The organism is Roseateles sp., assembly GCF_965262435.1.
GTDB lineage: Bacteria > Pseudomonadota > Gammaproteobacteria > Burkholderiales > Burkholderiaceae_C > Paucibacter_A.
The window spans coordinates 5017818-5041054 of record NZ_OZ253537.1; the positions used below are offsets into that span (position 1 = coordinate 5017818).

The window sequence follows — 23237 nt, forward strand, 5'->3', positions numbered from 1 at the left end:
AATGCGCCCAGCCACCGGAACCTGGGTGGCGCTCACACCCCGGCAGCCACAAGCCCGACCGGGGCTGGATCGCGATTCGAACAAGGCAAGGGACACGATGCTGTTGCGACAGGGATGGAAGGCCAGGCCGCTGGCCCGACGTTGGCGGGCGCCCATGGCGCAGGCGGCCGGGCAGGACGCCGGCCGGGCCGCCGCGCTGGACTGGGGCCCGCTGCGGCAACGTTGGCAGGGGCGCATCTTCACGGCCGAAGAGATGGCCGAGGCCGGCCTGGGCAAGGCGCTGGCGGCTGGAGGGCGGCCGTTGCCCCTGCCCGCGGTCTGCCTGCGCGCACGCAGCGAATGCGATGTACGGCGCGCGCTTGAGTTCCTGCAGCGCCACGAGCTGCCCTTCGCCCTGCGCAGCGGCGGCCACTGTCTGGCCGACCTGTCCAGCCACGCGGAGCTGGTGCTGGACTTGAGCGAGCTGCGCCGTCTGGCCTGGGACGCACGCGGCCTGCAGGCGGGGCCGGGCGTCAGCACCGCCGAACTGAGTGGCTTCCTGACCTCACGCGGCCAGCTCTTGCCCAGCGGCAACTGCCCCGCCGTCAGCCTCGGCGGCCAGGCGCTGAGTGGCGGGTTCGGCCTGCTCGGGCGCCGCGACGGCTTGGTCTGCGACCAGGTCCAGGCCATGCGCATGGTCACGGCCGGCGGCGAGCTGCTGGAGGTGAATGCCGAGCAGAACCGCGACCTGTTCTGGGCCCTGCGCGGCGCGGGCGCGGGCCAGTTCGGGGTCGTCACCGAGCTGCATTTGCGAACGCAGGCGGCCCAGGCCATGAATGTGGTTCACGGCTGCTGGCCCTTGGCCGAGGCGGCCGCGCTGATCGCCCTGTGGCAGGAGCTGGCACCGGGCGCCGACCCGCGCGTCAATCTGCAACTGGCCCTTCTTGCCGGCCGAGCTGCTGGGCATGGCAGCGACCAGCCCCAGATTGAGCTCTTCGGTGCGGTGCTGGCCGAGGCGGCCGAGGTGCCCGCCTTGCTGGCCCCTTGGCAGCGCGCCCTGGGCCGGCTGGCCGAGACGCTGTGCGAATGGCGCCTGCCTGCCGCAGCGGCGGCCAGTTATCTTTGCGGCCGCCTGGACCGGCGCTGTGAACCGGCCTGGCAAGCGGACCCGCCCTTCCCGGCCCATGGCTACCAGTTCACCCGTTCAGGCTTTTTCGAACAGGCCTTGTCGCGCGCCGCCATCGCCGGCTTGATCGAGCAATTCGCCGCCGGGCGCCCGGCGGCACAACAAAGCGAGTTGTCTTTCATCCCCTGGGCCGGCGCCTATGCCCAGGACCTGGGCACTCCGGGCAGCTCCTTTGCTCACCGGCAGGCTCACTTCATGGTCCGCCACACCGCGGTGCTGGGCCCGAGCGCACAGGCCGCCGACTGCGAGCGGGCCAGGGCCTGGGCCGACGAATCTCGGGCCTGTCTCGCACCGTTCGGCAACGGCCATGTCTACCAGGGCTTCGCCGAAGCCGACTTGGAGGACTGGGGCCGTGCCTATTACGGAGCCGCCCTGCCCCGGCTGCGCGCTATCAAGGCCCGCCACGATCCGGGCCTCTTATTCCGGCACGCGCAAAGCATCGAGCCCGCTGCGGGGCCAAACGAAGTGGTGGCTCAGCCTTGGTGAGCGGGGGCTGAGGCCGATCGGCTTCAGCGGCCCGTCGGCCGGGAAGAAGTGCCAGGAGCGCAAGGACGAGTAGCCGCACTACAGCCCCGCCCGAGTGCCTCGCACCTGAAAAAAAGGGCAGCCCGCAGGCTGCCCATGGCCAAAAAGTCCCGGAAGGGCTGGCTCAGCCCATGCGGCGACGGCGTGCGGCCGCGCCCACGGCCAGCAGGCCCAGGGCCATCAAGGCATAGCTGGCGGGTTCGGGCACTGCTGCGGTGATGACACTGCCCGGGCCGCTGATGCTGAGGCTGTAGGCGCCGAACTCGCTCGGGTCGAAGCCGGTGGCGACATAGAAGTAGCTGGTGCCTGCGGTCAGGCTGCTGGTGAAGCCCGACAGGCCGATGCTGGGGTTGTCATCATTGCCGATCACACCGTTCACCAGCGGAGTGGCGGGGTTGAAGGCGTTCTTGTAGAGAAAGCTGAAGTTGTCCCATGTGCCGACCGCGGTGTTCTGAAACACATAGGAGCCCGAGGCCGACACCGTGAAGGGCAGCACTTCATACTTCACGCCAGCGCCGGCCACCGACAGGCCGGAGAAGCTGGCGAAGGGGCGGTTCCAGGTGGCGCCGGCCGTGGTGTCGCCGGCAAAGACTTCCGCCTGGGCGGACGCTGCAAACAGCAAAGCCGCAGCCAGCGCGAGCGGGCGGAACACGGAAAAACTAGAAACGTTCGCTTGCATGAGGGAACTCCTGGTCAGTCTTGCATGAGGGCAACCGGCCACGCCGGCAGCACAAGGACAGCCATCCCGGGGTTTCAGGATGCTGACTTCATGCTAAAGCGGCATGCCAGCAGCACGCGCCCGCACAAAACCTCAGCTCCGGCGCCGGCGTCACACGAAACAGGGACTGGCAAACCCTAGGCTCAGACGCCGCGGTGGGCGCGCAGCCTGGGGTTGACCTCGTGAGTCGTGAGGCGCGTAAAGCGCTCTGCCGCTCCGCCGTCAACCCGCTTCACCATTCACCATTCACCATTCACCATTCACCATTCACCTGCTCACCCGTTCACCCATTCACTTCCCCACCGCCCCCCGCCGCCTCCCGCGCCCTTTGCTGCCGCACCCGGTCCACATAGGTCTCGGCACGCGCCAGCTCGGCTTTCAAGATGGCGTTGTTCTGGCCCATGACGTCGATGGCCTTGGCGCGGAAGTTGTCCATCGCGTCCATGGCCTGGAAGGTCTGGCTGAACATCTCTTTCATCTTGTCGATGCCGAGCATGGGGTTCTGCGCGAACTGGGTGGTTTGCTCGACATGCTGGTTCAGCGCGCGGCCGGTCTCGCTGATCAGATTGCCGATGGTGGCGTTCACACCTTGCAGCATCTCCATCACCTGAATCTGATTGCCGGTGGCGCGCGCCACGGTCTGAGCCACGGCCAGGGCGCTCATGCCGGTGGTGGCGACACGGGTGCAGCCGTTGATCATTTCCCGGCCGGTCTTCTTCAGCACATCGAGGGCCAGATAACCGTTCACGCAGACGGCTTGCTGGGTCTGGATGTCCTGCAGGTTCTGGCGCGCATAGAACAGCACCTCCTGGCGCAAAGCATGGGCACGGGTCGGGTCGCTGAGCTCCAGGGCCTGGACCTTGTCGGCCAGCTGGCTGTCCAGGGCGCCGGCGAAACGGGCGGCGGCGGCGAGCTTTTGCATCGCGTCCCAGAGCTTGGCGCGGGTGGCCTCGATGTCGACCACATCTTTTTGCATGTCGTCGCGGGCCGCGTAAAGCTGGCCCATCGAGGTCTTGAGCTGCTCGGCCGCGCTCTGGTACTTGCGGAAGTAAGCCTCCAGCTTGTTGCCGAAGGGAATGATGCCGAGCAGCTTGCGCGGCTGCAGCAAGTCGCCGTCGGCGCCGGGATTCAGTTCATCGAGCTGGGCGCGGATGTCGGCAATCGCCTTGTAGGCCGGCGTATCCTCGATGCCGGCGAAATTGCGATTCATGAAGCGGCCCTGCATCAGCGAGGACGCATTGGAGATTTCCTCCTTGCCCAGGGCGAAAGCGCTGTCCAGGCGCTGCTTGAAGGCGTCGGAATGCAGGTCTTCGCTGGCCAGGGCGTCGATGAAGCGCAGCACCTGGGCGTCGACCTGCTGGGCCAGCTCGGGCTTCAAGGGGACGGCCTCGCGCGTAGCCTCGGCGGCCACCGGGTGGATGACCTCGGGCGGCTGCAGCTGGAAGGCCGGAGTGGCTGTTGTGGTGCTGGTGCTCGTGTTGGACGGCATGTTCATGGCTTGCGCTCCTCGGCGGCGATATTGAGTGCGGGGGCGTCCAGCCCTTGCGGGCCGAACTTCTGGCTCAGGAATTTGGAATGGACGAGAAAGGCGTGCGCGTCCTGCGCCGCCAGGTCCTCGCCGAGCTGGCCGACCTTGGTCTCGAGTTCAGCCAGGGTGTCGGCAAAAGTGGCCTGGGCGGTCTTGCCGTTGTCCAGGATCTTGCCGCTGGCGAAGGCCGCCGGAATGGACAGGTAGGTGTTGAGCGCCTCGGGCAGATAGCTGATGGCGATGTGGCGGGCATGGAAGCTGTCCTGCAGCGAGAGGCTGCCCTTGCTGCGCTCCCACTGCTGCAGCAGGCCATCGAGCGCGACGCACAGGGCCAGCACACGCGCCTGCAAGGCCGGCGGAATGCGGCGCTCGGGGTTGTGCTCGGTCAGCTGGCGCACGCCGTGCAGGGCGCGCTCCATGGCCTCGCGGGCATCGCCCTCGTCGCTGAACTGCAAGGCCTCCCAGGCCGGCTCCTGCGTCGAGGGGAAACCCAACCAGAGCCCGCCGATGACGAAACCGGCGGCGTAGCCAAGCGCGGCCACACCCAGACCCAGGCCGCCCAGCAGGCCCGCGGCCTTGAGCAGCAGCACCGCACTGGCCAGCCCGAGGCCGCACCAGTTGGCCGGCGAAGCCAGCAGTCGAAACACTCGGCCCATCATCACTGGTAGGCCCGGATGTCCTTGAACACGCTGTACAGCGGCGTGCGGCGGGCATCGAAGACGCGGCCGCCGGTGGTCTTGACCAGCTCTTTCAGTTCCGCCTCATTGGCCTCGCCGAAGACGACCACAAACACCGGAATCGCGCGCACATCCTCGGGCAGGGCCTGGTAGTCGCGCTGGAACTGCGCCAGCGAGCGGCCCTTGTTGACCTCGCCATCGGTGAAGGCCACGACCGAGTACTGGTAGTTGGGGCTCTTGCCGCGCTGCTCCAGCATGTGGGCGAGTGCTTCATAGACCGCGTCGTAGAGGGCAGTGCCGCCCTTCATGCGCAGTTCGTCGGCGGTCTGGCGCACCTGGGCCAGCACCTGCTGCTTGGCCTCGCTGTCGGCCAGCTCGGCCACGCCCCGCTGCGCCTTCACGGCGGCCGGCACTTCGAAAGCCTGCAAGCCATAGGGCTGGTCAGAGAATGGCTGCAACCACAGCCGCTCGCGGTTGCTCAGGCGGGCGATGCGGCCGGTCAGCGAGGCGTCGGCACCGGCGATGTAATGCATCGCGTCGATCAGCTGCTGGCGCCGGCCACCACCGGCCATGCTGCCGCTGGTGTCGAGTACAAAGGTCGAGGCGATCGGCGTGCGGAACTCGTTGAGGTAGGCGGCGATCAGGCCATCGGCCAGGGCCCGGTCGGGCGAGAAAGGCAGTTCCACCTGCAGGCCCTGGCGTGGCAGCACATCGGCCACGCGCTCGTTCAGCTCGGGCTTGATGGGGCGGCGCAGGGTCTGGCGCGCCAGCCAGAGCTGGGCCGGCTCGCTCTTCAGGTACTCGGCCACCTTGAGGTAATCGGCCCGCTTGGCCTCGTTGAGCAGCATGAAGGGATAGTCGGCCGTACTGACGCCCTCATGCGGGTAGATCAGCGTCAGCTTCTCGCGCAACTTGCCCGAGGCATTGAGGCTCAGCAGCCAACTCTCGTAATTGATGAAGGCATTGACCTTGGGGCCGTGCTGCAGGATGAACTGCTCAGACAGATAACTCGAGTTGTCACCGGGCAGCTTGTAACCCTTGAGGAAATCAGCAATCGCGCCGCGGTCGACATCGGCCGCGCTGAGGGCTTCGGACTTCTGACTGGCCGCGGCCACCACCCCCATCAAGGCCATGAAGCCCTGGTTGGAGGTGGCCGGGTTGGACAGCGCGTACTTCAGCTGACCGGCCTTGGCTGCGTTGGCGATGTCCTTCCAGGTCAATTTGAGATCGGGCCGATCCCAGCCGTATTTGCGGGCCTCGGATTCGCTGACGCCGATGGAGATCGGCGAGAGCATGATTTTTTCCTGCAGCTTGACCCGGCCCTGGCCCTGCGGGCTGGACAGCAGGTATTTGGCATTGGCGAACCAGGCGGCGTCACTCTTGGCCTCGCCGCTGAGCACGGCCTCGGTGCTCTCCATGGTGCCGCCGAACTTGAGCTTCAGGCGCACGCCGGTGGCCTTGCGCACCATTTCCTGCAAGGGCTCCACGTCCTTGAGGTCGCTGGTGGCGAGCACGGTGAAGTCCTCCTGTGCGGACTCCAGCTTGGGCGTGTCGGCGGCCGGCGCTTGCTCGGCCTTGCGTCCACAGCCGGCCGTGGCCATCAAGAGCGCGCTCAAGGACGCCAGGCCCAGCCCTCGAAGCAAACGGATCTTGTTCAAGCGAATCATTGCGCCATCTCCTGGGCCACGACATCGATCATCTCGGCCATCAGCTCGAACGAGGGCGGGTCCACCACCTGGGTCAGGCGCGGCTCCACGCCCAAGCCGGTGGCCTGCACGGTCTTGACGAAGCGGGCCGTGTCGGCGATGCGGAAGCCGTACTCGACCGCAATGCCCTGCAGCTCTGCATCACTGGCCAGCAGCTCGCCCAGGGCCTTGGCCCGCTCATTCAGCGACACAAACACCACCTTGTTGACGATGGTGGGCTGCGGGTAGAGCAGCACCATGTCAGCGCTGACGCCTTTTTTGGCCAAGGCATGGCTGACGAGTTGGTTCTCGTAGATGAAGGCCAGCGGCGTCTTGCCCATGCCGATGGCCACGTAGTCGTCGAAGTTGCCGTTGACGTAGTTTTCCTGGTAGCCCTGGCGCTTGAACAGCTCGGCCAGCTTGAGGGCGGTGGCGCGGGCGGTTGGCCGATCCGTCACCACATCGCCGTTCAAGGCCTGGCTGGTCAGGGCCAGATACATGGCGCCCGAGTTGCTGCGCCGCAGATCGGTGGTGGAGACCAGCACGCTGCGGCTGACCTCGTAGGCGCCGGCGTCCTTGAGCTCTTTCCACTTCTTCTTGGCCAGCATCAGCTGGGTCAGCGCCGCCATGTCCAGGCCGTAGACCTTGGGCGAAAGCGGTTTGGCCAGGCCGTTGGCGACCAGGATGCGCGCCACCGGCTCCCATGAGGCGATCACCATCGGCGTGTGGAAAGGTGCGACCTGGGCCACCGGCAGATTGGCCTTGCGGGCGGCGTCGACCACCTGGTTGGCGGCCACCACGCCGGAGGGGAAGAAGAAATCGGGCGCACTGTCACGGCTCGCGCCGTCGAGTTTGGCCGCCATGTCACGGCTGCCGACCCGGGAGACGCTGACCGGCAGGCGCGCAGCGGCCAGACGCTGGATCACGCGCGGGTCCTTGAAGAAGGTCTCCACATCGAGCGCGATCAGGCCCTTGAGCTGCACCACGGCGGCCTGCTCGGCGGCCTCCAGCTGGGCTTGCGCCTCCTGCTTCTGCCCTCGCAGCGCCACGAACAGGCTGCCGCCAAAGGCTGCCGCCACCGCCACCGTGATCAATGCGCGCTTGCTCTTTGAGATCGCAGCCACAGGCCTCCTTCGCTGTTTGGATTGCGCGCAAATATAGACGCAAAGCAGGCGAGTGGACTGCAGTCATGCCGGCCGCTTGAGCCGCCGACACCACAGCGGGCTTCCGGCCTGGCCGACAATCTGGCCATGAGCGACACCGGCACCGCCCCCAACTCAGTCCGCAGCCCGGCACAGCAGCGCGCCAGGAAGCACTGGCTGGCCGCCGCTCTCGCTTCGGGCCCGGTGCTGGCCCTGGCCGTCTGGGTGTTCGGGCCCCATGGATTGAAGGTGGAACAGGTCGCCAAGACCTGGCGGCTCGAGATCGAGGTGGAGCGCCGGGTCTTGGAGACCGGCAGCGGCTGGTGCGATGAATTGCCGGAGGGTGCGCTGGTGCTGAGCCGCCGCACCCTGGACAAGGACCCCAGCGGCCAACGCCAGGGCCCGGCCGAACATTGCCACTACCGGTCCCCGCAGTGGCGCACCAGCTATGTGGCACAGAGCCAGGGCCAAGCACCCGACCTGCCGCAATGGCCACGACCGGTCTTGCGGCTTGCCGAGGGCGACCATCAGGGTCTGGGCGCGGAGCGCTTGGGCAAGCGTCAGGCCTTCTACGAACTCCAGCTGGAAGCCAGCGATGGCCGCCAATGGCGCTGCCGACAGAGTCGGGCAGATTGGCAGGCCAGACCGGCCCGCACCCGCTGGCGCGTGCAGGTGGACCGTTACGGTGTGGCCGATTGCGGAAGCTTACCGGCGCTGGCCTCACCTCGAGGCGAGAACAGCGGCGATTGAGTCGCCAGGGATGCAAAGAAGATCGACCTGCCTCATTTCAAGGCAGGGCAAGATTTCTGCTTTGACATCAAGCACTTGAACGGCCAGCCCGCAGCTTGCCCACGCACTTGTCCACAGGACGCGGGGACAAAGTCTGGGTGCGGCCGCCGGAGGCCGGCCAAGATACGCATGGCCAAACGCGGCCCTGGTCAGCTCAGTTTCAAACACGCATGAAAAAGGCCCGGTTCCTTTCAGAACCGAGCCCGATGAAAACCGCTGAACCTCAGCGGAGCCGCGCAACTCAGGGTGCGCGCGTGGTCGCCTTGAAAGGCACCAGATAGCCACCGATGTTCAGCGTGGCCGTGGTCGTGGTCAGCGGCGAGGCGCTGCTGCGCACGCGCACGCGAATCGACTGACCCTTGGTCACCGTGCCGGGCGCGCTGGTGAAGGCCGCGCCAGCAATGCTGTATTCGCCGTTTTCAACGCTGACCGGGGCGGCGGTGTTGATGCCCCAGACCCCAGCGGAAGACGAACTCACCAAGGTATTCAGGGTGACATTGGTCGCTTCCGTGAAGGCAAACGCATCAGGCACTGCGTCTTCCGCGACGGTGGTGACATCGAAATTGCCACTGACGCCACCGACGGTGACCACAGCGCGCTTGCTGGTCAAGAAACCTGTGCTGCTGATGACCCGGACACGAATGCCCTGGCCGTTCAGCACCGTTCCAGGGGCGCTGGTGAAGGCCGCACCGCTGATGCTGTACTCACCACCTTCAATGCTGATCGGGGTGGGTGCATTGATGCCATTGACCGTGCGGGTCGACGAAGTCACGGCGGTGTTGACCAAGGCGCCCGAGATTGGGTCAAAGACGAACGCCGAGGGCACGCGGTCGGCCACGGCCGTGGTGACATCGAAGCGGGCACTGAAGGAACCCACGGTCAGGGTCGCGCTCTGGCTGGCCTGGTAGTCCGGGCCTGTGCTCAGGCGCACGCGCACGGACTGACCGTTGGTGATGGTGCCCGGGACCGAGGTAAAGGCAGCGCCTGCAATGCTGTATTCACCACCCACGACACTGATCGGCGTGGCCGTGTTGATACCACCGACGACCTTGCTCTCAGACACCACCACCGTGTTCGGCAAGGCCGTGGTGTTGGCCAGGAAGGCGAAAGCGGTCGGCGTGGTGTCCGGCGCGGCCGTGACAGCGGTGAAGCTGCCTGTGACACCGCCCACATTCAGGGTGACGCTGCTGGACGTGGAGTGTTGGCTGCTGCTGCTCACCCGCACACGCACCGACTGGGCGTTGTTGACCGTGCCCGGAGCGCTGGTGAACGCAGCGCCGTTGATGCTGTATTCACCGCCGACCACAGAGATTGGGGTCGGTGCATTGACGCCCGAGACCACGACCACCGGCGAGGTGATCCAGACCCCCAGGTCCACATTGCTGAGTCCTGCGAAGCTGAAGGCCGCCGGCGTGGTGTCCACACCGGAGGTGGTGACAGCAAAACCGGCCGTCACGCCACCAATGTTCAACACGGTCGTGTTGGTGGCGCCGTAGCTGGCACTGCTGAGTTGACGCACACGCACAGTCTGGCCCGACAGGACGGTGCCCGCCGCGCTGGTGAACGCGCCACCGTTGATGTTGTACTCGCCGCCGGTGACGTTGATCGGCGCTGCGCCATTGATACCGCGGACGATCACTCCGGCCGAAGCCGTCTGGGTCGACAAAGCTGCACCGCTGACCGCAGGGAATGCGAAGGCATCCGGGGTGGTGTCCAGATTGGCCGTGGTGACGTTGAACACGGCGTTGACCGTACCGATGGTCAGCGTGGCGCTGGTCGTTTCACCATAGCCCGCCGCGCTGTTGACACGCACGCGCAGGGTCTGACCCTTGGCAACCGTTCCGGGAGCCGAGGTGTAAGGCGCGCCCGCGATGCTGTACTCACCACCCACGATGCTGATCGGCGTTGCGGTATTGACACCCCAGACACCGATGCTGTTCGAGATGATTTGCGTGTTCAGCGCCGCGCTGGCCACCGGCGTGAAGGCGAAGGCGTCAGGGGTGACGTCTTCGGCCATGGTGGTCACGTTGAAGGGGACGCTGAGCGTGCCCACCGTTACCACGGCCGTCTTGGTGCTGCCGAAGCTGGTGCTGGACAGCAGGCGCACACGCACACCCTGACCGTTGGTCACAGTGCCGGCTGCGCTGGTGAAGGCGCCACCGCTGATGCTGTACTCACCGCCCACCACCGAGATCGGCGTCGGGCCGGTGACGGTGATGGTGGCCGTGCCCGATGACACCAGGGTGTTCAGGGCTGCATTCGCCTCCGGATTGAAGACGAAAGGCTTGACATCGCCGCTGGCGGCCACGGTCGTGGTGTTGAAGCTGGCCGAGAAGCCGCCCACCACCACGGTGACACCGCGGGTGGTCGAGTTGGCATTGGCGCTCATGACCCGAACGCGCAGCACCTGACCGGCCAGCACCGTGCCGGGGGCATTGGTGAAAGCGCCGCCGTCGAGGCTGTACTCGCCGCCAGTGACCTGGATCGGGGCTGCGCCATCGATACCGGCAATCGTCACCGGGGTGGAAACCACCCAGGTATTCAGAGCCACGTTGGCGGCGCTGGCGAAGCTGAAAGCATCCGGCGTGACATCCTTGTCGGTCACCACCACATTGATCGACTTCTGCGCGCTTTCGCCGCGGTCATCGGTCACGGTCAGGACCACGGTGTAGGTGCCGGCCGCGGCATAGCGGTGACTGGCCGTGGCGCCCTCGGCGCCGGTGCCATCTCCGAAACTCCAGGCGTAGGAGGCGATCGACCCATCGGTGTCACGACTGGCCGAAGCATCGAAGCCAAAGGTCGTGCTCAGGGAACCGGTCGCCGGCGACACCGTGAAGGCTGCCAAAGGGGGCTGGTTGACCGTGCTGTCGGAATCCGCCAGGCTCAGGTGCCAGACGCTGCCCTGGATGGACTGACCTGGTTCGCGCCCGCCGTACAACACCGACACTTTGGCGATCGGGTCATAGGCCATCATCGCGATATAGCGTGCCGGTGGCGAAGCGACCGGGGTCACCTCCGTCCATACGTTCTTGGCGAAGTCGTAAACCCAGGTGTCGCTGAGCAGCTCGGCGGTGGTCGGCACGGTCGCGTAGAAATCGCGCACCGAGGTGCCGCCGTGCATCACCACCACACCGCGTTCCTGGTCGAAGGACATCTGGTGTCCCATGCGAGCAGGCGGGCTGACCGGGGTGATCATTTGCGTCCAGGTATTGGTGGACAGCTTGTAGGCCCAGGTATCACCCAGCGGACCCTTGCCACCAGGGCAGCGGGTGTCGGAACCGTCGCAGCGGCCACCATAGATGATGAACACATCATTGACCGAGTCGTAGACCATGCCTGCGCTGATCTCGTTGCGCTTGAAAGGCCCGACTTCGGCGTTGGGTTTCTTCAGGGTCCAGGTCTTGGTGCGGGCATCCAGAACCCAGGTTTCGTTCAGTGAGACACCGTTGATCGAGCCACCGAACATGACAATGGCCTTGTCCGCAGTCGAATAGGCAGCGGCCGGCGTGTTCGAGCCATAGCCCACGTGAGGCGTCGGGCCGTTGTAACCGTAATGCGCCTTCTGCAAGGCGGCCCACTGACGGCTGACCGGCGAGTAATACCAGGAGCCACCGTCCGTCCAGACCTTGACCTGGTAGGTCGACCCAGGCCCCAGACCGTACACCGGGCTGGCGAGCGTCAAGGTCTTGGTGATGGAGTCGTAGGACGAGACATAGGCCTTGCCATAACCGGTCGCGACCGTCCAATCCTTGAAGTAATCGGAGGTCACGTCGCTGGGCAAAGACGGATCCACAACCGTCGTGGTGTTGGATCCGGCTTGAGCGGTGCGTACCGTCGCGCGAACACCCGTGCATTTGTAGCCCCCGCCTGACAGGGACCAATACAAATGGTTGTAATCGTCATAGATCACGGTCTGCGTGTCACGGCCATCCGGGCCGGAGAAACCGACCGTACCCGGGCAGTGATCGGCCGGGTACTCGATGGCAGTCCATTGATCGGCCACGGTGTCGTAATGCCAGATGTCGGCCACAAAACCCGAGGCGCTGCCGCCGAACAACATCAGCTTGCCATTCAGGGAATCGAATGACATGGTGGTCCATGCGCGCGGGCCGGGACTGGTCGCCGAGCGGAAGGGCTCCAACGGCGCCTTCTTCGTCCAAGTGGCAACCAAATTGCCGGCCCAGCTGCCGCTGGCGGCCAGTCCAAGCGCCAACAGCGTGATCGTGGACCTTGATCGTGTGTACATGTGCAGTCCCTTGAGATGTAGCAAAGCCCGGAAAACCGGGCAACTTGAGAAGCGTACGTCATCCGCCATTTCTTGAACGCCCCCTTAATCAGGGGGAACCCGTGAGAAAAGCCACTCCTGACACCAGCCGCCCCCTGCTTGGATGGCCCGCAATGCGGGATGGCATCAACTTGAGGGCCATTGCTGCGGAGCCACGCGGTCTTTGGGGATCTGCATGACCTGGTCGGACGCGGTGGTGCACGCTTTCTACTCATGGGGAGAGACTTCCAAGCGGCACGACGGGGTATTCGGGTCCGTAAGATCAGTGGATTCACAAGTGCGGACCGGGAGCATGAACGGCTCAAAGTCCAACGCATGGGCATCCCATGTCTGCTACTTCCCTGCATCTGCGACGTATCTCAACCCCTCGCACGGACAGATCTCGAAGGCGCCAGGGCCCTTCCTGGGCGCCTGAGGCTTCCAGGGCAGATTCCTCCCTGCTGTCTGGAGGGCGCGCCAAGCAGGCCGCCATGCAAGACCCTGGAATACAGCCAGGGCAGGACGCGGAGCGGCCGATTCATCCCATAGGCACGCTGTCAACACCCCGAACCGGGCGGACTGCCTGTTTTCGCAGCAGACCAAGTTTTCGCCTTTTCAATCAAGCACTTGGCAGGCTCGCTCGCAGCTTGCTCACGGACTTGCCCACAGGCGCTGGGGATAGAAACAAACGCCCTCGCTGCGCCATCGGGTAGATTCATGAAAGTGGTTCGATCCCCTTTTACAAACGGCCCCTCGATGAAGCTTCGGAACGTGAACCGAGCGGACCTTGCAGGCTGTCACACAAACGCGCCACACTCGGCGCGACTTCGCACTGCCAACTTGGCACTTCTCAACTGAAGGGAAATTTCATGAGCTTGCTGGATTCACTGCTGGGCGCCGTCAGCAACAACGGGGCGCAAGACGGCGGCGGACTTGCCGCGCTGATCGGCATGGTCAGCGCCAGACCCGAGCTGCTGCAGATGGCGGCCAGCCTGCTGGGCAATGACGGCAGCGCGGGCGGGCTCGACGGCCTGTCGGACAAGTTCCGCGCGGCGGGCCTGGGCGATGTCATTGCCTCCTGGATAGGCAGCGGCCAGAACCAGCCCATCAGCGCCGATCAACTGAAGCAAGTACTGGGCAGCGATGCAATCGCCGGCATGGCGGGCAAGCTGGGGCTGGAACCGGCGGACATGGCCGGCCAGTTGTCCAGCATCCTGCCGGGCCTGGTGGACCGGCTCACTCCGGGCGGCCAACAGCCCTCGGGCGGCCTCGGCAATGCCGGCGATCTGATGGGCGCATTCGGGTCACTGCTGCAACGCTAAGCAAGCAGTCAATCAACCACCAAACAAGAAAGAAACACCATGGGCATGTTCAGCACGATTCTGGCCAAACTCGGTTTTGGCAGCGACAAGGTAGAAGCTGCAAAACCCGCGGCGGAGGCAGTAGCACAAGCAGCCGCGCCGGCGCAGGAAGCCGCGGCCCCGGCCGTGCAAGCCATCAGCGAGGTCGATGTGGTGGCCAAGCTGGCGGCCCTGGCCTCGGCCCATGCCGAGAAGCTCAACTGGAAAGTGTCCATCGTGGACCTGATGAAGCTTCTCGGTCTGGACAGCAGCCTTGCCGCTCGCAAGGAACTGGCCAAGGAGCTGGGCTGCCCGGCGGAGAAGATGGAGGAGTCGGCGCAGATGAATATGTGGCTGCACAAGACCGTGCTGCAAAAGCTGGCCCAGAACGGTGGCAACATCCCGGCCGAGCTGCTCTGAGTTCGGCACAAGGCGCCGCCTTGTAAGCGCCAACGCAAGCCAGCCAAAAGCCCGAGCCTCACGGCCCGGGCTTTTTGCCTTTCAGGCTCTGCCCTCTTGCACGAGCCCGGGCGCCTGACTTGCTCGCCGGCGGCAAAACCGTGCAAGGGCCATGCGCCACTTCAGCGGCCAATCCGATGCCATCAATCAGCGTCGGGCGCGGGTGAATCGTCCTGCCGATGTCGCCCGCGTCCGCGCCCATCTCGATGGCCAGGGCGATCTCGCGGATCATGTCGCCGGTATGGATGCCGACGATGCGGTGGGTTACCTCATCGAGGAGCAGCTTGATGAAGCCTCCGTCGCGGCCATTGGCAATCGCCCGACCCGAGGCGGACCAGGCGACCCCGCCCGCCCGTCCCGCAGCGACCCTTGCTCGACGGTGTCACGCGCTCTGCCCTGTTTGAACTACCCACAGCTGAACTTCAAGCTCAGCTTCCTCGACCACCCATCCACTGTGGATGCAAGGCCTGAGCGGACAAGGCCATTTCCGGAACGCCAAGGCCGTTCGTTCATCTCGCGCACATGCTTCGGGGCCACCGGGATTTGATCCAGCGCAAGCTCGCATCGCGGCACGCCGCAGCTTCACGCCACTGTCATCCGTAGCGACGAAGGTCTAGCCCGGATGTTTCACGAGGGACGAGGGAGTTGCGGGAATCCAGGCCGCAGCCAAGGGCGCTGAGACGGCCGCAGCCGATGCCCTGAGGCATCGACGAGGAGTTGAAGCCAGGGGCAAGGTCTGGGCCGCGCAAGCCCGCGTAGGCCCTGTATCCAAAATGGATAGGACGTCGAAGCGAGAGAACGTCGTGCTCATCGCTGCTGCGGACCAGCCGGGGCCGACCTCGTGAAATATCCGGGCTAGGGCTACGCCTTGCGCTGAACGGCCCGGCCGCGCAGCACTTCAAAGCAATACAGGAGTCTCCATGAGCACCCCAGGTGAATTGATCACAAACCGCGTCTTCGACGAACTCCAGCCCGGGCTGCGCGCCAGCTTGCGGCGCGTCATCCGCATGGAAGACATCCAGGCCTTCGCGCTGGTGTCTGGCGACGTCAACCCCGCGCATGTGGACACGGCCTACGCGGACGCCAGCCGTTTCCGCGGTGTGATCGCCCACGGCATGTTCGCCGGCGCGCTGATTTCCAGCTTGCTGGGCACCGAGTTTCCCGGCCCCGGCACCATCTACATCGGCCAGAGCCTGCACTTCCACCGGCCGGTTCGGCTTGGCGATGCGCTGGACGTGGAAGTCGTGGTGATGGACTGCGACGCCGAGACCCACAACGTTCGCCTGGACTGCACGGTCAAGAACCAGCATGGCGAGCTGGTGGTCAGCGGCGAGGCCCTGGTGCGCGCGCCCACCAGCAAGCTGGCCCTGCCCCGCGTGAGCTTGCCGGAACTGCACCTGTTCGACCCCCAGGCCCGCCTGCTGCACTGGCTGGCCAGTCTGCAGTTGCGCCAAGCCCTGCGCTGCGCCGTCGTTCACCCCTGCGATGAAGAGTCGCTGAAAGGCGCTCTCGATGCCGGCAAGCACGGTCTGATCGTCCCGGTGCTGGTCGGCCCGGCCGGGCGCATTCGCGCCACGGCAGCGCAGGCAGGCCTGTCGCTGGAGGGCCTGGAGCTGCACGACTGCGCCCACAGCCATGCGGCTGCAGAAGTCGCCACCGCCATGGCTGCGGCGGGGGACGTCGCCATGCTGATGAAGGGCAGCCTGCACACCGACGAGCTGATCTCTGCCGTGCTGGCCGAGCCGCGCTTGCGCACCGGCCGGCGGCTCTCCCATGTCTTCCGCTTCGAGGTGCCCAGCTATGCCAAGCCCTTGCTGGTGACCGATGCGGCCATCAACATCCGCCCCAGCCTGGAAGACAAGGCCGACATCGCCCGCAATGCCATTGAGCTGGCCCATGCACTGGGCGTGGCCCAGCCGCGCGTGGCCTTGCTCGCCGCCGTCGAAACGGTCACGCCTCGGCTCAGTTCCACCCTGGACGCGGCCGCCTTGTGCAAGATGGCCGACCGCGGCCAGATCCGGGGCGCCGTGCTCGACGGCCCATTGGCCTTCGACAACGCCATCTCCAGCGAAGCGGCCGAGATCAAGGGCATCCAATCGAAGGTCGCCGGCCAGGCCGACATCCTGCTCGTGCCCGACCTGGAGTCCGGCAATATGCTGGCCAAGCAGCTGGAATATCTGGCCGGCGCATCGAGCTGCGGCGTGGTCCTCGGCGCCAAGGTGCCGATCGCGCTGACCAGCAGGGCGGACAAGGCCTTGTCACGCGTCGCCTCGGCCGCCCTCGCTTGGCTGATGGCCGAGGCAGGGTCTCAGCCAGCAGCCGGCAGCGAGGCCGGCCGACAAGCGCAGCATCGGTGAGTTGCAGGCTCCGTCCTCGCGGGCGCCGCTGGGCAAGACAAGCACCCAGGCACTGTCTGCTGCGATGCAGATGATCAGCACGCACAATACCGCCCAAGCCAGGCATCGCTGCCGCGGTGTGAACGCGTCAACCGGGTGCTCAACCCACTTTCTCTTGAGATCATCGACATGCTGCAGAAGAACCAAGCTCTCTCCCAAGCTGCCGCCGCCATCGGCCCGGTGGTGGTGGTCGTGATGGACGGCTACGGCCTCTCGAAAACGGACGCCGGCAGTGCCATCGCCGCCGCCAAGAAACCGACCTTGGACACGCTGTTCGCGCAGCACCCGAACATCCGCTTGCGCGCCCATGGCACGGCCGTGGGCATGCCGTCTGACGAAGACATGGGCAACTCCGAGGTCGGCCACAACGCACTGGGCGCCGGCCAGGTCTATGCCCAGGGCGCAGCCCTGGTGGCCGACTCGATCGCCTCGGGCGAGATCTGGAAGGGCCAGGCATGGAAGGACATCGTCGCGGCCGGCAAGAGCGGCCGCCTGCACTGCGTCGGCCTGCTGTCCGACGGCAATGTGCACAGCCATATCGACCACCTCAAGGCCCTGGTGCAACAAGCCAAGGCTGAGGGCATTGCCACCGTGCGCATCCACGCCTTGATCGACGGCCGCGACGTGCCCGAGACCAGCGCGCTGGACTACGTCGTGCCCTTCGAGGCCTTTCTGGCCGAGCTGAGCCACGACGGTTTCGACGCTCGCATCGCCTCCGGCGGCGGCCGCCAGTCCATCACCATGGACCGTTATGACGCCAACTGGCCCATGGTCGAACGCGGTTGGAAGACCCATGTACTGGGCCAGGGCCCGCAGTTTGCCAATGCCACCGCCGCCATCGAAGGACTGCGCCAGCTGCACCCCGGCGTGATCGACCAAGACCTGCCCGAGTTCGTCATCGCCGAGAACGGCCAGGCCATCGGCAGCATCGAAGACGGCGATGCGGTCGTGCTCTTCAATTTCCGCGGCGACCGCGCCATCGAGATCACCCGCGCATTTGAAGAGGGCGCGGCCTTCGACAAATTCGACCGCGTGCGTGCGCCCAAAGTCACCTACGCCGGCATGCTGCAGTACGACGGCGACCTGAAGCTGCCGGCGCGCTTTCTGGTCGCGCCACCGGCCATCCGCAACACCTCGGGCGAATGGTTCAGCAAGCTCGGTGTGACGCAGTTCGCCTGCTCGGAAACCCAGAAGTTCGGCCATGTGACCTACTTCTGGAACGGCAACCGCTCCAGCAAATTCGACGGTGAAACTTATCTCGAAGTGCCCAGCGATGTCGTGCCCTTCGAGCAGCGCCCTTGGATGAAATCCGCGGAGATCACCGACGCGATGATCGCCGCGCTGCAAAGCGGCCAGCACAAGATCCTGCGCTGCAATTTCGCCAACGGCGATATGGTGGGCCACACCGGCAACTTCCGTGCGGCGACCATGTCCATCGAAGCGGTCGATCTGGCGCTGAGCCGCCTGCTCAAGGCTGTGGACGCTGCTGGCGGCGTGGCCCTGATCACCGCCGACCATGGCAATGCGGATGAGATGTACGAGTTGGACAAAAAGAGCGGCCAGCCTTCGCTGAACAAGGACGGCAGCTTCAAGGCCAAGACCGCCCACACGCTGAACCCCGTGCCGCTGATCCTGTACCACCGTATCCCTGGCCTGACCCTGGGCCTGAAGCAAACCGCCACCGCCGGCTTGGCCAATATCGCCGCCACCACGGCCGCGCTGCTGGGCTATGACAAGCACACCGATTGGGATGAGAGCTTGTTGACCGTGGGCGGCTGAGGCTGGACGACTGAGGGGAGCCGCCATGCGGGTTGGGTGATTGACATGATCTTGATCAAGGGCGAGCCGGGGCGCAGCGCCACAATGGAACGAACCCAAGCCATTGAGGAGGAACGCAAGATGCAAGCAAATCAACTTCGACCCAGTGGGCGTGGAAGGTCGGCAGTGCTGGCACTGCTGACCTTGTCGTTGGCGGCTTGTGCGATCGAGCTTCAGAACAAGCAGGGCGCCAAAGAGATTGCCGAGGCCGCCAAATTGCCCGGTTCGGTGGCCGTCGGCTGGCGCGTGTTCCAAGAGAATTGCGCCGCCTGCCATGGCGTTGCCGCGACCGGCACGGGCAAGGCTCCGGACCTCTTGCCCCGAGTGCGGGAGATGGGCTCCGAGCGCTTTTCCAATCTGGTGCTGAAACGCTATGACTGGGCGGCCACACCCAGCGCCGGCAATGCGGCCGGCTTGATCCCCCGCCAGCCGGGTCAGGCGCAGATGCCGGCCTGGCAGAGCGACCCCGTGGTGAACGCGCATATCGCCGATCTGTACGCTTACCTGAGCGCACGCTCGGAGGGCACACAAGGGTCGGGGCAGCCGGCGCGCTAGTTCGAGTTGCCGCCCGCTGCGGGGCGGCCAACAGCCGCGGGCCGCTCAATCACATGCGGCTTGTCGCAGGGTTCGACCGACTGGGGCGACCCGAGCTGTCATGAGGGATGGTGTGGAAGGGGCTCTGCCAAGCGGCTGAGCCCAAGCCCGGCTTTCAGGGTGTGCACTGAGCCCTTCGATTTGCGCCAAGTCAAAGCCTTTGCAGGCAGACGGGGCGCCGACGCGGTACTCAAGCGCCTGTAACGGCCTTGTCACGCGCGCCTGAACATACTGGCCGAGTCCTTCATCTCGAGCCGTTTTGTTCCGGCCACCATCATGCAAAAGTCCGATGCCGTCGCGTCCCTGGGTCAGCACAGCTTGCTCTTGCCCGCCTGGGTCAAAACCGCCTTGCTGGCCAATGATCGATTGAAGTTGTGCCTGACGGTCTTGCAAGCCGCCGCCAGCCATGCCATGGCCCCCAAACAGGCCTTGCCGGATTTGCGTCACGAGATGGCCGCTGCCTGCCTGGACGCCGCCTGGCTGCGCGAGATGCCGGCCCAGGCCAGCCGCGAGGGCGAGGATGTGCTGCTGCCCGAGCTGCCCCGCCTGGCCGCCCAGTTGGCCGAGGACCTGGCCTCGATGGCGCGGCCCTTGCTGCAAACCGAAACAGACAAAACCACGCGTGAGCGGGTGGCGCGATGGGCTGCGAACTTGGAAGCCGTGCAAGACGAGGTGCTCAGCCCCGCCCTGCTGCGCAGCCTGAGCCACGGCCACCGTGCCAAGCTTGGCGAGGCCGACGACGACAGCTTGCACCTCTTGGTGATGGACCTGCACAAGCAGCTCAATCAGCTGGCAGCCAGCCTGGCCAGCGAGTTGATCGAGGGCGCCCATGTCTGGGCCTTGGAAGACGGCGACCGGCCCCGTGTGGCCGCCTTTATGCGCGGCCTTCAGCGCACCGCACCCTTGAAGTTCGACCACCCCGGTTTGGATACGGCAGCCACGCGCGACGGCGAACGATTGCTGATCCAAAACGATATCGGCACCAATGATGCCCATGTGCTGGTGCTGCAGGTTCAAGGCTTGGCCATCAGCCTGACCTATTCGGACCTGCACAAAACTCGCTTCGAGTTTTTCCAGGCGCAACTGGCCGCCTATGGCGCGCAATGGTCCGTGCCCGAAGCGCGTGTCTCGGCGGGGCTGAATCAGGGCGAGGCCTATCAGCTGGGCACCGCGCGCTTTGAGGCCGAGGACGAGGCCCAGCTCTTGTGGATGCTGGAGGGCGTGGCTTCGCGCATCGTCTTCTTGATCGATTGGAACCGGGCCCGCAAGCGGCTGCTGAACTTTGTCGGCAAGCGCGAGGCGATTGCGGTGCTGGCCGAGGCGGCCCGGCAGGACGTGGGCCATATGGCCTGGTTGAAGACCGGCGGCGAGCGCATGTTGTTCGAAGCCATGCAGGCGCTGGGGGCCGATGCCTTTCGCATTGGTGATCGCTTGGACGAGGTTTTGGGCCAGAGCGGCGCCCAGGCCTTTCTGAGCGAAGTGCTGCGCATGGCCTCAAAAGCCTTGCTGCAAAAACAGCCCAACGCCCTGGTGGCCGATGAAACCCGTTTGCTGCTGGCGCGGCAGTTGCAACAGCGTGCGCCCGAGTTTGACCTCTTGGCCGAACACGCGGCCTATTGCCAGACCCTGGCCGAGGGCATCAGTCAGGCCTTGGCCCATGGCTGGGAGCAGGACAAAGAAGCCGCCGCCAAGCTGGCTCAGCGCGCCAAGACCTGGGAGCGCCAGGCCGACCATCTGGTCATGCAAGCCCGCGAGCGCGCGCGCCGCCAGCCACGCTGGGCACCGTTCGCGGGCCTCTTGCAAACGGCGGACGATGCGGCCGATGCGCTGGAGGAATGCGCGTTCTTGCTGAGCTTGATCGCCGACCACCATCACCAGGGCTGGAACCGCGAACTGCGCGAGCTGCTGTCGCAGCTGGCGCAAGCGGTGCTGCATGCGACGCAAGAGCAGGTCAAGGCGGTGGCCGTGGCGCGTGGGCTGAATGCGGCCAGCGAAGCCGCCGAACATGATGAGTTTGTGGCCGCCACTTGGCAGGTCTTGCGCGCCGAGCGCCAATGCGACGAATTGCTGCGGGCGGCCAAGCGCTGCATGGCCGCCGAGCTGTCGAACGCGGCTGCGCTGATGCTGGTCAACGACCTGGCCAATCAGCTGGAGTTGGCTTCGGACCGCTTGCTCAACGCGGCCTATGCCCTGCGTGAGCTGGTGTTCAGCAAGACCGAGGTGGGCGCATGAAAGCGATCAGCACAGCGGCCTTGCCGTCCGAACTCTTCCTCCTGGGCTGCGCCGGCCAAACACCTTTGGCTCTGGCCAGCCCGCAAGGCATGGGATTCAAGGCCTTCAATCTGCTGCGCATGGCACAAATGGGCTTGCCGGTGCCGCCGGCCTTTGTTTTGGGCACGAAGTTCTGTGCCGACGCAGCATCGCAGGACCAAGCGGCGAGCCCTGAACTCTGGGCGCCAGCGCTGCAGGCTTTGGAGTCGGCCAGTGCAGCGCTGCGCTTCGGCCATGCGGCCCGGCCCTTGCTGCTGTCGGTGCGTTCCGGTGCACCGGTGTCCATGCCAGGCATGATGGAAACCCTGCTCAATATTGGCCTGAACGACGAGACGGTGCAGGGCCTGATTCGCCAGACCGGCAACCCGCGCCTGGCCTGGGATGCCTACCGCCGTCTGATTGCCAGCTTTGCAGAAGTGGTGGTCGGCCTGCCTGCCGCCTTGTTTGAGGACGAATTGAAGCGGCTCTGCGCCGGCCGTGATGAACGCCTACTCGACTTTGCCGAGTTGCGGGGCCTCACTCAGCGCTTTCTCCAGCTGTACAACCAAGCCGCCGGGAAGCCGTTTCCGCAGTCACCGCAGCTGCAGCTGCAGCAGGCGATTGCCGCGGTGTTTGCTTCCTGGCAATCCGACAAGGCACGCAGTTACCGTGCTGCCCATGGCATTGCCGATGCCATCGGCACGGCTGTCACCGTGCAGGCCATGGTGTTCGGCAACGCGGGCGTGCGCTCTGGCGCCGGTGTGGGCTTCACCCGCGACCCGCGCAGCGGCGTGCCCGGCTTGTGGGTCGATTTCCTGTTCAACGCCCAGGGCGAAGACGTGGTCTCGGGGCGCCGAAGCGCCCAGGGGCATGAGCAGTTGCAGCAGGTCTTGCCCCAGGTGTGGGAGGAACTGCAGCAGGCTTGTGCGCTTCTGGAACGGCAAATGGCCGAGATGCAGGACTTTGAGTTCACCGTACAGGATGGACGTTTGTATTTGCTGCAGACGCGGGACGGCAAACGCAGCCCGCAGGCCCAGGCTCGAATTGCGCTGGATCTATGCCGCGAGGGCGTGATCGATCAGACGACCGCCAGGCAACGCTGTGCAGGCCTGGACGAGGCAGCCTTGCGCCTCAGCCGTGTGCTCGCTGCCGATGGAGAAGCAGCACAAGCGCTGGCACGGGCGCAGGCGGCCAGCACTGGCGTGGTGACGGGCCGCATCGTCCTGGACGAAGCCGGCGCGCGGGCAGCCCAGGCAGCCGGTCAGCCGGCTGTGCTGCTGCGGCGTGACGCCGAGACCGCCGACAGCGCCGCGCTGGCGCTCACCCTTGGGCTCTTGACGCAAAACGGCGCGCGCACCTCGCATGCCGCCGTGGTGGCGCGGCAGATGGGCAAGGTCTGCCTGGTCGCCTGCGAAGGCATGTGGCTGGACGAAGCCGCGCGTGAGGTCCACTTCGGCGACCGCTGCTTGCGCGAGGGAGACTGGATCAGCCTGGACGGCAACGAGGCCTGTATCTATGCCGGGCAGGTGCAGACCGAGTGGTGGTGCCCGCCTGGGCTGCTGGCGGAGTTGAAACAGCTGAGGCAAGACCTGCCGCCCGCTCACACCCAGGCAGAGCAGCTTGTGGGTGCTTGAAACCGCTGTGTCGTGGCGATGAAGCAGTCTCATATCGCTTTGAATGTGTCATCGCTTGCTACCAGCCTGTTCATGAGCCTGTTGGGCCTAGCGGCGAATCCAGCAGGCGATCAGTTCCAGCGGCAAGAAAAGTCGGCGAAGCCCCCAACACGAGAGACGCCCGGTTCGGCAAGGACCCGGGCCTTTTCTGTCCGTCTGAACCGGGCGACGTGCTTACGCGCCGGCGATAAAAAAATTTGTGATGCGGCGACCT

At 65.5% G+C, this 23237-nt stretch carries 15 protein-coding genes and 1 pseudogene; 9 read left to right on the top strand and 7 right to left on the bottom strand.

Going from position 1 to position 23237, the window contains the following annotated elements:
* The first annotated feature begins 97 nt into the window (after positions 1-97).
* Positions 98-1651 (top strand): FAD-binding oxidoreductase, encoded by a 1554-nt coding sequence (locus ACQY39_RS21605; RefSeq protein ID WP_428509758.1) that lies wholly within the window; start codon positions 98-100, stop codon positions 1649-1651.
* Between the two features lie 163 nt (positions 1652-1814).
* Here ACQY39_RS21605 and ACQY39_RS21610 read toward each other — a convergent pair whose 3' ends face one another.
* From ACQY39_RS21610 to ACQY39_RS21630, 5 genes are all read right to left on the bottom strand, one after another.
* Complete coding sequence (locus ACQY39_RS21610; protein ID WP_428509760.1) at positions 1815-2369, bottom strand: PEP-CTERM sorting domain-containing protein; 555 nt, start codon at positions 2367-2369, stop codon at positions 1815-1817.
* Positions 2370-2691: 322 nt separating this feature from the next.
* Positions 2692-3903: a toxic anion resistance protein gene (locus tag ACQY39_RS21615; protein WP_428509762.1), complete on the bottom strand. Its 1212-nt coding sequence runs from the start codon at positions 3901-3903 to the stop codon at positions 2692-2694.
* Positions 3900-4583 carry a hypothetical protein gene (locus tag ACQY39_RS21620; RefSeq protein WP_428509764.1) on the bottom strand — a complete coding sequence of 228 codons (684 nt, stop codon included), beginning with the start codon at positions 4581-4583 and terminating at the stop codon, positions 3900-3902. Before ACQY39_RS21620 ends, ACQY39_RS21615 begins: the two co-directional genes overlap by 4 nt.
* An 11-nt stretch (positions 4584-4594) precedes the next feature.
* Positions 4595-6280: a VWA domain-containing protein gene (locus ACQY39_RS21625; protein WP_428509766.1), complete on the bottom strand. Its 1686-nt coding sequence runs from the start codon at positions 6278-6280 to the stop codon at positions 4595-4597.
* Entirely contained in the window at positions 6277-7422 is a 1146-nt protein-coding gene (locus ACQY39_RS21630; protein WP_428509768.1) for a hypothetical protein, read from the bottom strand. The genes ACQY39_RS21625 and ACQY39_RS21630 overlap by 4 nt, the downstream gene beginning before the upstream one ends.
* Before the next feature lie 126 nt (positions 7423-7548).
* Between ACQY39_RS21630 and ACQY39_RS21635 the strand changes: the two genes are divergently transcribed.
* Positions 7549-8190 (top strand): hypothetical protein, encoded by a 642-nt coding sequence (locus ACQY39_RS21635; protein ID WP_428509770.1) that lies wholly within the window; start codon positions 7549-7551, stop codon positions 8188-8190.
* Between the two features lie 280 nt (positions 8191-8470).
* Here ACQY39_RS21635 and ACQY39_RS21640 read toward each other — a convergent pair whose 3' ends face one another.
* Positions 8471-12319: a kelch repeat-containing protein gene (locus ACQY39_RS21640; RefSeq protein ID WP_428509772.1), complete on the bottom strand. Its 3849-nt coding sequence runs from the start codon at positions 12317-12319 to the stop codon at positions 8471-8473.
* Positions 12320-13287: 968 nt separating this feature from the next.
* Here ACQY39_RS21640 and ACQY39_RS21645 point away from each other — a divergent pair.
* Both ACQY39_RS21645 and ACQY39_RS21650 read left to right on the top strand, forming a co-directional pair.
* Positions 13288-13815: a YidB family protein gene (locus ACQY39_RS21645; RefSeq protein WP_428510903.1), complete on the top strand. Its 528-nt coding sequence runs from the start codon at positions 13288-13290 to the stop codon at positions 13813-13815.
* A gap of 39 nt (positions 13816-13854) precedes the next feature.
* Positions 13855-14253, top strand: a complete 399-nt coding sequence (locus tag ACQY39_RS21650) for a DUF3597 domain-containing protein (protein WP_428509774.1) — start codon at positions 13855-13857, stop codon at positions 14251-14253.
* A gap of 58 nt (positions 14254-14311) precedes the next feature.
* On the opposite strand, the pseudogene ACQY39_RS21655 reads toward ACQY39_RS21650, so the two are convergent.
* Positions 14312-14632, bottom strand: a pseudogene (locus ACQY39_RS21655) (hypothetical protein); the annotation flags it as partial.
* 580 nt (positions 14633-15212) lie between these two features.
* Between ACQY39_RS21655 and ACQY39_RS21660 the strand changes: the two are divergent.
* The 5 genes from ACQY39_RS21660 to ACQY39_RS21680 all read left to right on the top strand — a co-directional run bounded on the left by ACQY39_RS21660 (position 15213) and on the right by ACQY39_RS21680 (position 22984).
* Positions 15213-16649, top strand: a complete 1437-nt coding sequence (locus ACQY39_RS21660) for a bifunctional enoyl-CoA hydratase/phosphate acetyltransferase (protein ID WP_428509776.1) — start codon at positions 15213-15215, stop codon at positions 16647-16649.
* 168 nt (positions 16650-16817) lie between these two features.
* Positions 16818-18467: a 2,3-bisphosphoglycerate-independent phosphoglycerate mutase gene (gpmI, locus tag ACQY39_RS21665; RefSeq protein WP_428509778.1), complete on the top strand. Its 1650-nt coding sequence runs from the start codon at positions 16818-16820 to the stop codon at positions 18465-18467.
* A gap of 120 nt (positions 18468-18587) precedes the next feature.
* Positions 18588-19061, top strand: a complete 474-nt coding sequence (locus tag ACQY39_RS21670; RefSeq protein ID WP_428509780.1) for a c-type cytochrome — start codon at positions 18588-18590, stop codon at positions 19059-19061.
* A 315-nt stretch (positions 19062-19376) separates the two neighbouring features.
* Positions 19377-21332 carry a DUF47 domain-containing protein gene (locus ACQY39_RS21675; RefSeq protein WP_428509782.1) on the top strand — a complete coding sequence of 652 codons (1956 nt, stop codon included), beginning with the start codon at positions 19377-19379 and terminating at the stop codon, positions 21330-21332.
* A complete protein-coding gene (locus tag ACQY39_RS21680; protein ID WP_428509784.1) occupies positions 21329-22984 on the top strand; it encodes a PEP/pyruvate-binding domain-containing protein in 1656 nt (551 codons plus the stop codon). The genes ACQY39_RS21675 and ACQY39_RS21680 overlap by 4 nt, the downstream gene beginning before the upstream one ends.
* The last annotated feature ends 253 nt before the right edge of the window (positions 22985-23237 follow it).

Coding starts and splice junctions, on each gene's coding strand:
- ACQY39_RS21605 (WP_428509758.1), top strand. CDS start 98: ATGCTGTTGCGACAGGGATGGAAGGCCAGGCCGCTGGCCCGACGTTGG.
- ACQY39_RS21610 (WP_428509760.1), bottom strand. CDS start 2,369: ATGCAAGCGAACGTTTCTAGTTTTTCCGTGTTCCGCCCGCTCGCGCTG.
- ACQY39_RS21615 (WP_428509762.1), bottom strand. CDS start 3,903: ATGAACATGCCGTCCAACACGAGCACCAGCACCACAACAGCCACTCCG.
- ACQY39_RS21625 (WP_428509766.1), bottom strand. CDS start 6,280: ATGATTCGCTTGAACAAGATCCGTTTGCTTCGAGGGCTGGGCCTGGCG.
- ACQY39_RS21635 (WP_428509770.1), top strand. CDS start 7,549: ATGAGCGACACCGGCACCGCCCCCAACTCAGTCCGCAGCCCGGCACAG.
- ACQY39_RS21640 (WP_428509772.1), bottom strand. CDS start 12,319: ATGTCATTCGATTCCCTGAATGGCAAGCTGATGTTGTTCGGCGGCAGC.
- ACQY39_RS21650 (WP_428509774.1), top strand. CDS start 13,855: ATGGGCATGTTCAGCACGATTCTGGCCAAACTCGGTTTTGGCAGCGAC.
- ACQY39_RS21660 (WP_428509776.1), top strand. CDS start 15,213: ATGAGCACCCCAGGTGAATTGATCACAAACCGCGTCTTCGACGAACTC.
- gpmI (WP_428509778.1), top strand. CDS start 16,818: ATGCTGCAGAAGAACCAAGCTCTCTCCCAAGCTGCCGCCGCCATCGGC.
- ACQY39_RS21670 (WP_428509780.1), top strand. CDS start 18,588: ATGCAAGCAAATCAACTTCGACCCAGTGGGCGTGGAAGGTCGGCAGTG.
- ACQY39_RS21675 (WP_428509782.1), top strand. CDS start 19,377: ATGCAAAAGTCCGATGCCGTCGCGTCCCTGGGTCAGCACAGCTTGCTC.
- ACQY39_RS21680 (WP_428509784.1), top strand. CDS start 21,329: ATGAAAGCGATCAGCACAGCGGCCTTGCCGTCCGAACTCTTCCTCCTG.